The 10,099-nt window shown below is 64.5% G+C and carries 9 protein-coding genes; 2 read left to right on the forward strand and 7 right to left on the reverse strand.

Translation table 11 applies throughout. The annotated features are described in order from the left end of the window. From I73_RS30325 to I73_RS24000, 4 genes are all read right to left on the reverse strand, one after another. A partial coding sequence (locus I73_RS30325) for a hypothetical protein (RefSeq protein ID WP_199899091.1) occupies window positions 1-194 on the reverse strand: 194 nt, incomplete at its 3' end. Further along, window positions 191-2,632: a radical SAM protein gene (locus tag I73_RS30330; protein ID WP_085944646.1), complete on the reverse strand. Its 2,442-nt coding sequence runs from the start codon at window positions 2,630-2,632 to the stop codon at window positions 191-193. The genes I73_RS30330 and I73_RS30325, both read right to left, overlap by 4 nt. Next, a complete protein-coding gene (locus I73_RS23995) occupies window positions 2,616-4,286 on the reverse strand; it encodes a B12-binding domain-containing radical SAM protein (RefSeq protein WP_022982947.1) in 1,671 nt (556 codons plus the stop codon). The genes I73_RS30330 and I73_RS23995 overlap by 17 nt, the downstream gene beginning before the upstream one ends. 97 nt (window positions 4,287-4,383) lie before the next feature. Continuing rightward, complete coding sequence (locus I73_RS24000) at window positions 4,384-4,833, reverse strand: GNAT family N-acetyltransferase (protein ID WP_022982948.1); 450 nt, start codon at window positions 4,831-4,833, stop codon at window positions 4,384-4,386. Between the two features lie 604 nt (window positions 4,834-5,437). Here I73_RS24000 and I73_RS24005 point away from each other — a divergent pair. Further along, the gene (locus I73_RS24005; RefSeq protein WP_022982949.1) at window positions 5,438-6,796 is read left to right on the forward strand and encodes an IS110 family transposase; all 1,359 of its coding nucleotides are present in this window, start codon (window positions 5,438-5,440) and stop codon (window positions 6,794-6,796) included. A 21-nt stretch (window positions 6,797-6,817) separates the two neighbouring features. Here I73_RS24005 and I73_RS31985 read toward each other — a convergent pair whose 3' ends face one another. After that, a complete protein-coding gene (locus tag I73_RS31985; protein ID WP_083877044.1) occupies window positions 6,818-7,222 on the reverse strand; it encodes a hypothetical protein in 405 nt (134 codons plus the stop codon). 143 nt (window positions 7,223-7,365) lie between these two features. Between I73_RS31985 and I73_RS30335 the strand changes: the two genes are divergently transcribed. Beyond that, on the forward strand, window positions 7,366-8,463 hold the full coding sequence (locus I73_RS30335; RefSeq protein ID WP_022982950.1) for an IS110 family transposase: 1,098 nt from the start codon (window positions 7,366-7,368) through the stop codon (window positions 8,461-8,463). Between the two features lie 335 nt (window positions 8,464-8,798). Here the strand turns inward: I73_RS30335 and I73_RS24015 are convergent, their stop codons facing one another. Further along, window positions 8,799-9,179: a hypothetical protein gene (locus I73_RS24015; protein ID WP_148289908.1), complete on the reverse strand. Its 381-nt coding sequence runs from the start codon at window positions 9,177-9,179 to the stop codon at window positions 8,799-8,801. 79 nt (window positions 9,180-9,258) lie between these two features. Continuing rightward, window positions 9,259-10,099: serine/threonine-protein kinase (locus tag I73_RS31990; protein ID WP_148289909.1), on the reverse strand; the 841-nt coding region annotated here is incomplete at its 5' end.

Consider the following 10,099-nt stretch of genomic DNA (forward strand, 5'->3'; position numbering starts at 1 on the left):
CCGGCGCGGGCCAGATGGAGTGCGTCCTCGCCCGTGCCGCAATTGAGCTCCAGCACGGCGCCTGGCCCGCTGCGCCGGGCCTGCCAATCGTCCAGCACGTCCCAGACGACACGGCGCTGCGCCATGCCCACCAGGCTGTGGGTGAAGTCCCGGTCGTAGTCGCGCGCGACGGTGTCGAACGCCGCCACGCTCATGCCCGCCCCTCACGAGGCTGGGGCCAGGCCTGGGGCCGCCGCTGTTCGCGCCACATGCCCCAACGGGCGAGCAGCAAGGCGGGTGCGACACGCAGCAAGGCGACCAGCGCACGCGCCCGGCCACCGCGCGGCGCCTGGCGCCGGCCGCGCAACACCGCCCAGCAGCGCTGCAAGCGGAAGCGGCGTGCGGTGTAGGCATGCAGGTGGCGGTAGAAGCCGGGCGCGAAGCTGCCGGGGAACATCAGCTCCAGATCGTGGCTGTGCAGCCAGTGCGTCTTGGTGCCCATCTGGGCCTTCACACGCTCATGGAACACGGTGCCCGGCAGCGGGTACGAGACCGAGATGCCGATCTCCTCGGGCTGCAAGGCGTCCACCATCTGGTGCGTAAGCCGGATGTCCTCGGCCGTCTCGCCCAGATAGCCGAACTGAAGAAACAGCGCCGGCTTCACGCCCTGCTGCTTCAGCGCGTGCACTGCCTCGTCGATCTGTTCCCGCGTGATGCCCTTGTCCATCGCATCCAGAATGCGCTGGGAGCCGCTTTCGGCACCGATCCAGGCCGTCTCCAGGCCGGCGCGGGCCATGGCCTGCAGGTCGTCGGCATCCCGCAGCAACAGGTCGGCGCGGGTCTGGATGGTGTAGCGCAGCGGCAAGCCTCGCTCCTGGACCAGTGCGGCAAAGCGCTGCACCCAACCCGGCTTCAAACCGAACAGGTCGTCTGTGACCCAGAAGTGCTCGGCACCGTGCTGCGTCGTCAGGAGCGCCAGTTCATCCACCACCTGCTCCGGCGAGCGCACCGTGTAGCGCTTGCCATAGAGGGGCTTGGCGCACCAGTTGCATGCATAGGGACAGCCCCGCGTGGTGGCGATGTTCAGCGAAAAGTGGCCGTGGCGCCGCTGCCAGATCTCGCGGTACGGCGCCAGCTCGGCCAGGTCCCAGGCGGGCGCGGGCAGTTGATCGAGGTCGGTGATGGGCGCGCGCTGCGGCGAGCGCACCAGACGGTCGTCGACCAGCAGAGCCAGGCCCGGGATCGCCTCCCATGGGCGCTCATCGCGCCAGGCCTGCAGCACCTCGGCCAGCGTGGCCTCGCTTTCGCCCCGCACCACGGCGGTGGCCCCCGCGCGCAGGTAGGGCTCGGGGAAATCGGTCGCGTCCGAACTGCACACCAGCACCCTGGCGCCGAGGGCACGCGCCAGCCCCACCATTTGCAAGGCCGCCTCGCGCATGCGATCCAGGCACATCTTGCTGAGGTAGTTGAAACCGTCTTCCTGCAGCACGACATAGGTGGGACGCTCGTGCTCCAGCCGCCGCAGAAAGGCAAGCTCACTCTCGGCCAGGCCCGCATCGAAGACCCGGGTGTCGAACCCCAGGCTGCGCACCAGACCGGCCGCGTAGAGGGTGCCCAGCGGTGGGTAGGGCTTGCCCACCCGCCATTGCTTGGGATCCAGCCGGTAGTAGTAGGCCGAGGCGACCAGCACGCGGCCCTGCACCGTGTGGCGCGAGATGGCAGAGCCGGCCAGCTGCTGCAGCCGGTCCAGGTTGGCCTGGTAGCGCTCGAGGATGCGGTACTTCCACTCGGAGTTGTGGAGCTTGGCCACGTGGCGGCCAAGCTCCAGGCTGCGCCGAGCCATCAGGGGGCGCAGATGGGCCATGGTGCGCCGATGCCGGGCGTTGATCAGTTGCCACGCACACTCGTCCAGCATCTCGGCCAAGGGGCGCCAGCAGCCCGCCTCGAGAAAGCCACGCAGCCAGCCCCGCTCGGGCTCGGTGAAGCCTTGCGGCACTGACCGGTTCGGCAGGTACTCATCCACCCAGGAATTGGCCTGCTGCATCTGCTGCAGGGCATCCCGGCCGCCGACGGGAATCAGCGTGGCCAGTTCCATGGCCGTGAAGGCATCCCGCTGCGCCAGCCCCAGCCTGTGGCAGGCCAACACATAGTTGGAGCACAGCATGTGCCGGCTGGGCAGCCTGCCGCGGTACAGGCGCAGCAGCACATAGACCAGCCACAGCCGCCCCGGGCGGGTGAGGATCATGAAGTCGAAGTCGCCGTCCTCCGATTGCGCGCGCTTGGACAGCGAGCCGGAGATGGCCACGCCATCCACGAACGGAAGACGCATGAGCGTGCGGCCCACCTTCAATGCCCCGGGCATGTCGGCGTCCGCCCGGGCCTGCTTGACCGTCCAGCGCGCGATGGGATCGTCCATCTCGGCGATCCAGAACCAACCATCGCGGCCGGCCACCAGGCCCGCGGTCTGCAGTTGCCGCAGAGCGAGCTTCACTTCTGCAAGCGCCACGCCCGGCAGATCCAGAAACTGCCAGACCTCCTCGGCGGACAAAGGGGCGTCGAACACCTGGCGATAGGCCAAGGCGCGCAGCACCGCCTGCTCAGCGGCGTTCAAAGGCGCGATGCGCGCGGCCAGCGGTTCAGTTGCTTTCAGCATAGAAGCCCTCTACCTCGGGCCGCGTGTAGCGGCGCAGGCGCTGCAGCGCCTTGAGTTCCAATGGCCAGCGGTACACGCCGGTTCGGTATCGCGGCCGCGCCGCCCACTGCATCAGTCGCCGGCCCCAGTCACCGAGGCTGAAATCGGTGCGCGTGGGGTGACGGGCGTTGAGGACCGTCTCGAAGTCGTGGATGTGCCGCACCATGGCCGGCGTGAGCCACGGCGTGAGCGGGTTGCGGTGCAGGTCGAAGGCCTCCCAGGCGGGGCTGACCCAGTCCTCCAGCGTGGTGGGAAACCGAAAGCCCGCCGCCTGGCTGCGCTGCTGCAGGCCGCTGCCTTCGGTGGGCACCGGGCTGTAGATGTAGAGGATGATTTCCGTGGCCGGGCTCTGGTCCTTGAGCTCGCGGATGAAGGCGATGTCCCGGTGGATCTGGGCCCAGACCTCGGCCTCGGTCGGCCGGGGAAAGCCCAGCACGAAGGAGTACTCGGGAATGATGCCGAAGGACAGCAGGCGCGAGGCAAAGCGCAGGATCTGCGCGCCCGACTGGCGCCCGCCCTTGTCCACCATGGCCAGCACGTCATCGTCACCGCTCTCGGCACCGAAGAAGATCATGCGGCAGCCGGCCTCGCGCATCAGCGCCAGCGTGTCGTCGCTGTAGTGGTCCAGGGTGTCGATGCGACCTTCACCCCACCAGGCCACTCCCTGGCCGCGCATGCGCTCGGCGAAGGCCCGCACCCGCTTCTCAGAGACGAAGAAGTTGTTGTCGGTGAACTCGATCGCGTCCACCCCATGCGCATCACGCAGGTGCAGCACGTCCTCGGCCACCTTCTCGGCGGAACGGGCCACCCACCGCCCCTGGTAAAGCGGCACCACCGCGCAGAAGGCGCACATGAAGGGACAGCCCAGGCTGGTGTGCATGGCGTGGGTGCGTCGCCCGAGGAAGGTGCGGGGGAAATAGCGCTGCAGCGGCTGGCGCCGGGCGAGCAGGTGCAGCGGCAGGGGTGGCTGCTGGTCCAGGTCCGGCAGAGGTGCCTTGCCGGTGTGCACCAGGCCCCCCTCGCGACGGAAGATCAGCCCGGGAATCGCCCCCGGATCGCGCCCCTCGCAAAGGGCGGCCAACAGGGCCGGCAACACGCCCTCCCCGGCCGACTGCACGATGTAATCCACGCAGCCCGACTGCAGCACAGCCTGCGGGTGGTTGGAAGGGAAATAGCCCCCCCAGATCGTCACCAGCGCCGGAAACGTCGCGCGCACCTGGCGTGTGATGGGAACCGCCTGTCGCAGTTGAGGCCCGGGCATCACCGTGCAGCCGAAGAAGCCGAAGCGGCCCGAAGCCAGCAGTGGCTCGATCACGGCCCAGGGATCGGGCTCGACATTGCCGTCCACCAGCTCGACATCGACGCTGCTGCCCAGCGCCGCGGCAATGTGCAGCAAACTGTTGGGCACGCGACCGGTGCGTGTGGCCCAGGGATTGAACAGCACTATGCCGGGCCGCATCTGGCGCGGCGCTCCCGCGCGCAGCCGCTCTCGCGCCACCGCCCGATGCCAATGCACAGGCACCCAGGGTGAGGCCTGCGGGGCTTGGCCGCCGCCAGTGCCGCTCATCGCGGGCACGCCGAGGCCCTCGGCCTCCAGCCCCTTCACCGTGATCATCCTCTCCGCCGCCTCCTTGCTGTGCGGTAGGTACCGCTGAGCAGGGATTCGGTTGAAAGGATGCGAAAAAAATCAGCTCACACCGGGCCGGCGCTGTTCAGAGCTGCTTGCCCATGAACACGCTCATTGGGTGTTCGGGATAGTCGCCAAAGGCGGCGCAGCGACGGTAGCCCTGCTTCTCGTAAAAGGCGATGGCCTGCGGCTGGAAAGGCCCGGTTTCCAGCAGAATCTCCGGGCACCCCTCTGCCGCCGCAGCAGCTTCCAACAACGCCAGAATGCCCTGCGCCACGCCGCGGCCCCGGGCACCCGGCCGCAGATACATCCGCTTCAGCTCCCCATGGCCCGGGGCCAGCACCACCGCCCCACAGCCGACGGCTGCGCCCTGCGCGTCCCGCGCCACCACGAACCGCACGTTCGGCTGCATCAGCGAGACCAGATCCAGCGCATAACGCGCCTCGGGCGGATACAGGCTGTCCTGATAGGCATCCAGCTCGCCGATCAGGGCGATCACGTCGGCTTGGTCGGGGGACTCGTGGGCGATGGGCATATCGGATGGCACTGTACAGAACCGTCACCCTGACAGCACCGTTGCCAGAGATACATCACAGGTCAGACCGGCAGCAGGCCAGCTCGATAACTCGTCTGTGGCACACGTCCACGCTGAACGAATGGAGCCCTGCTGAGCGGTTCGTATCCGGGGCCTCGGCCACACCGCCGACACAAGCCCGTCTGTAGATGTGCAGTCTGTCTCTCGTGGTGTCCTCAGCAGCACCTGTCAGGTCAGCGATTCACCGGGAATCTCAAATACCGCTTGGGAAGGAGAAAACAGCCAGGTTCTGCTTGATTGAAGGGGAAATCCCTGTAGAGGGGTTAGCGGAGTAATCGGCCCGCCCGCGCCGCAAATCGTCCCGAAGAAACACGGGTTGGCGCAGCCGCTGGCGGCGTGGCAAGGTGGAACGTGGCGCCGGGGAAGACCGATATGGCAATGGTGCGTACTGCCCGCGGGTTAGCGTGGTCATGGGCTGCGTCATCGACATTGGTGAATCATCGCGCAGGTTCACGGCCTGCACGGCGATATCCCGTTTGAGAGAGTGATCAAGACGACGTACCCGATCCGGTGCCACGTTCCACTTCTCATAATGGAGGAGCCCATGGCGCAAGGCAATCTCAACCTCACTCCCAAGCCCGGCAAGGGACGCGGAGCCATCACCATCACCCACCCCAACGCGGCGGGCATCGACATTGGCAGCGCTTCGCACTTCGTGGCGGTGCCACCTGACCGCGACGACGAGCCGGTGCAGGAGTTCGCCAGCTTCACCGGCGACCTGCAACGTCTGGCCGACTGGCTCCAGGCCTGTGGGGTGGACACCGTGGCCATGGAGTCCACCGGGGTGTACTGGATCCCGCTGTTCGAGTTGCTGGACGCGCGCGGCTTCACGGTGCTGCTGGTCAATGCCCGTCACGTCAAGAATGTCTCGGGCCGCAAGAGCGATGTGCTCGATTGCCAGTGGCTGCAGCAGCTCATGAGCTACGGCTTGCTGCGTGGGGCCTTCCGGCCCGATGACGGTGTGTGCGTGCTGCGCGCGCTGACCCGCCAGCGCCATACCCTGCTGCGCACCCAGGCCCGCAGCGTGCAGCACATGCAGAAGGCCTTGGTGCAGATGAACATCCAGTTGGCCAACGTCATTGCCGATGTGGCCGGTGCCAGCGGCCAGGCCATCCTGCGTGCCATCGTCGCGGGTGAACGCAACCCGTATGCGCTGGCAGCGCTGCGCAACGCGCGCGTTCATGCCAGCGAAGAGGACATCGCGCGCAGTCTGCGCGGCAACTGGCGCACCGAGCATCTGTTCGCGCTGCGGCAGGCGCTGGAGGCCTTCGACTTCTGCGGCCAGCAACTGGCTCAGTGCGACACCGAGATCGATGCTCAATTGCAGCGCCTGCACATCAGCGACACGGAGCCCGCCAAGGGCAAGAAGCGCGGCAAGGCCCGCAATGCGCCCAAGTTCGACCTGCGCACCCGGCTGTTCCAGATGTGCGGCGTGGACCTCACCCGCATCGATGGCATCGACGTGACCACCGCGTTGGCGGTTCTCTCGGAGACCGGCACCGACATGCGCAAGTTCGCCAGCGACAAGCACTTCGCCTCTTGGCTGGGGCTGTGCCCGGGCACCAAGATCACCGGCGGCAAGGTCATGAGCGGCAAGACCAAACGCTGTGCCAACCGAGCCGCTCAGGCACTGCGGCTGGCCGCTGCAGCGCTGCGTTCAAGCCAATCTGCCCTGGGTGCGTACTTCCGCCGCCTGTGTTCACGCATGGACAAGCCCAAGGCCGTGACGGCCGCCGCCCACAAGCTCGCTCGCCTGATCTACGCCATGCTCACCAAGGGCGAGGAATACACCGATCAAGGTCAAGACTACTACGAGGAGCGCTACCGCCAGCGGGTACTGCACAACCTCAGTCAGCGGGCCAGCAAGCTCGGCATGAAACTCGTCGCAGCAGAACCCGTCTAAAAAAACACCTTTGCAAATCAATCACTTGGTTGGTGTTTCTTGAGAGAGCTCAGCATTCGCCAAGCCCAAAACGGCGATAACTTCGCATGCCGCAGTTTTCTTGTGGCCTTCGACGAAGTAGCCTTTGGTACCAACATGAATTCTCTTTGCATGCTCTGCTCGTAGCTCGACGTTGAGGATGAACATGTCAGCAAGACCTTCTGCGGGAACAGGCTGATTTTCCGCAAGCATTGCGCCATTGGCCGAGACGAACTCAGGCCAAATGCACCAGATTCCATTCGCCTGCGGATCGTCTCCCTCGTAGAGGAAGTCGGAACGAATATGCTGGAAAGGAAGAGTCTTTCTTCCGCCTTCGGCTTCGCTCAGGAACCTATAGCGGACCCGGAAGTCAGGTTCCGTTCCTCTCGTGTCGCGGTAGGAGTTCATCCGAGCTCTAACGTTTGAACTCAGCCGCGGCCGGAGGCCGTCGGCTGCAGTGAATACGAAGGGACTTCCCAAGTCCTGTGACGGTATCGAGGTACCAAGATTGACCTGTTGCGGAAGTTCAATCTGAACGGAAAGGGGAAGTCATGGCGGAGATTACACGCAGCGCGGTGGCGCGGGTAGGGGTGGATCTGTCCAAGCGCGTGTTCCAGGTGCATGCGGTGGATCGCGGTGGCCGGGTGCTGGTGGCCAAGCCGATGTCGCCCGAGCGATTCTTTGCCTGGTGTGCCGAACTGCCTGTGGGCTGTCTGGTGGCGATGGAAGCCTGCGGTGGCGCACATCACGTGGCACGCCGACTGCGTCTGCTGGGCCTGGATGCGCGGCTGATCGCCGGGCACTTCGTCACGCCTTACCGCATGGCCGGACGCAGCGGCAAGAACGACGCCAATGACGCGGCGGCGATCTGCGAAGCCGCGGGCCGCCCGCACATGCGCTTCGTGCCGGTCAAGACCGCCGCGCAGCAAGGCCAGTTGGCCGTGCACCGGCTGCGCGAGGGCTTCAAGGAAGAACGCACCGCACTCATCAACCGCATCCGCGGCCTGCTCACCGAGTTCGGCCTGGTGTTCCCGCAAAGCCCCGAGGCGCTGCGCAAGGTGCTGGCCGAGGTGATCGAAGACGGGGCCAATGAGTTGCCCGGCGTGGCCCGCCTGGCGCTGCAGCGCGCGCACCTGCACTGGATCGACATCGAGCTGCAGATGAGCTGGTGTGATGAGCGCATCGCCAGCCACGTGCGGTCCGATGACCGTGCCAAGGCAGCGGCCACCTTGCAGGGCATCGGCCCGGTCACCGCCTCGGCCCTGGTGGCCAGCGTGGGCGACTTCAGCCAGTTCGACAACGCCCGCCAGTTCGGTGCCTGGCTCGGCCTGGTGCCCAGCCAGAATTCCACCGGCGGCAAGGCCAGCCTCGGGCGCATCACCAAGCGCGGCGACGACTACCTGCGCACCCTGCTGATCCAGGGCGCCAAGTCCGCCGTGATGAGTGCCGGCAAACGCACCGATCGCATCAGCCGGTGGTTGGTGCAGTTCAAGGAGCGCGTGGGCTGGCAAAAGGCTGTCGTCGCGCTGGCCAACAAGAATGCCCGCATTCTGTGGGCCGTTCTGACGCGTGGCGTGGCGTTCAACCCCGACCACATCCCTGAACCACCCGCGGCACGCTGCTGTCTCCGACCCCAGCCCGCGGCCTGAGCCCGAAGCCCAAACCCTCGATTCCACAACCGGACGTGCGCCCGAAGATGCCCACCACAGGTCAGACCGGCGGCAGGTGAACTCGGTAACCCTTGCGTGCGCAAAGCACGTCGAGTGAATGGAGCCCTGCCGAGCGGTTCGTATCTGGGGCCTCGGTGAACACCACCGACACAAGCCCGCCTGTAGATGTGCAGTCTGTCCTTCCACGGTGGCGCCTTCGATCACCACGTCCTACTGTTCACTTGAAAGGAATACGGCTTGGGAAGAAGAACACTGAACACCGTTGACTCAGCGGGAAGTCCCTGTAGAAGGGTTAGACGCCATTTTGCGAGCTGCTAGAAGACTTTCGCCGTAAATTCTCTTGAAACAAAGTACAGCACGACACCGAGGGCGAACAGGTCGGCCAAGAAGCCAACCCATCGGGCATAGACATTGTCTTGGTTTGCGACCGATGACACATGCGACAAGTAGACGCGCTTGCCGTGCGCGAAGTTGCGCACATCGTTTGCGAGGCCAAGCCAACCGGCCGTGAGAAGGAGGCACGTCGCCCAGCTCTGAGCTTGGGTCAAGCTGTCAGTGGCCGTCACTGCAGAGGTGAGAAGCCAAAACACAGCCGGCGACAACAAGCATGCTGTTGCGAACAGGAGTTGCGATGCAAAGCGCAATGATGGTGACCCTCCGCTTGATATGGCTTGAAGATGAAGCTCGAAACTCAAGTGCTACCTCCGCAATGCTTCCATGGCGGCTAACGCCTACGTTAACAGGCGGCTGAAAGCCGTCCTGTTGAACAACGAGTTAGGCTTGCACGGCATGTAGTTCTGCCCTTGCTTCTGCTGCGGCTTGATACCTTCTCTCGGGTCGTTGCTTGGTAAGCTTTTGAACAATCGGAAAGAACGCTCCTCCCGTGGGGTCGTCCGCTTCATCAAGGCCGCCTCTTGGGATTTCACCGGTTAGCAAGTACCAGATAACCATGCCGGCTTGAAAGAGGTCAGAGCGGTGATCGACTAAGTGATCTTTATTTCGAGAGTAGGCCGCAAGCTCAGGTGAGAGCCATAACATCGGTCCCACCATGTCGCCCATCAATGTTACGTCGTGGCGGTAGTACCGAGCTGCGCCCTCGTCAGTTGACGTCTTTGCAATTCCGAAGTCACCAAGTACGGCGCCGTGCTCGGCTGAGAGCAGGAGATTGGACGGCTTTATGTCTCTATGAATCACGCCCTTACCGTGTATGTACTCAAGCGCATCTAGTAAGCCCAAGCCGTATTTCCTTGCTTCGGCAGGAGAGAGGCGCTTCTTTGTGGTGACTTGGTACTCCAAGTTTCCAAGAAAGAGCTTGGTAACTAAGAAGGGAACATCCACTTTGTGTGTAGTTTGAATGTCCCCTCCATCGATGAAGGTCAATACATTAGGATGAGAAAGGTCCGAAAGAACCAAGGACTCAAACTCGAACCGCGAGAGGCGTTGATCATCAAGCTGGTGCAGAAACTTGACGGCCAGTTGGCTTCCATCTGGCGCTTGACATTGGAAGAGTGTTCCATTGCTTCCCTTGTTCACATAATGACCAAGCCGATAATCCTTGCCGCTGGCCGATCTGAATGACTCTTGAGGAAACCAAACCTTTTCATAGCGCCNCCGG

This window comes from Ideonella sp. B508-1 (genome assembly GCF_000333615.1).
GTDB lineage: Bacteria > Pseudomonadota > Gammaproteobacteria > Burkholderiales > Burkholderiaceae_C > Ideonella.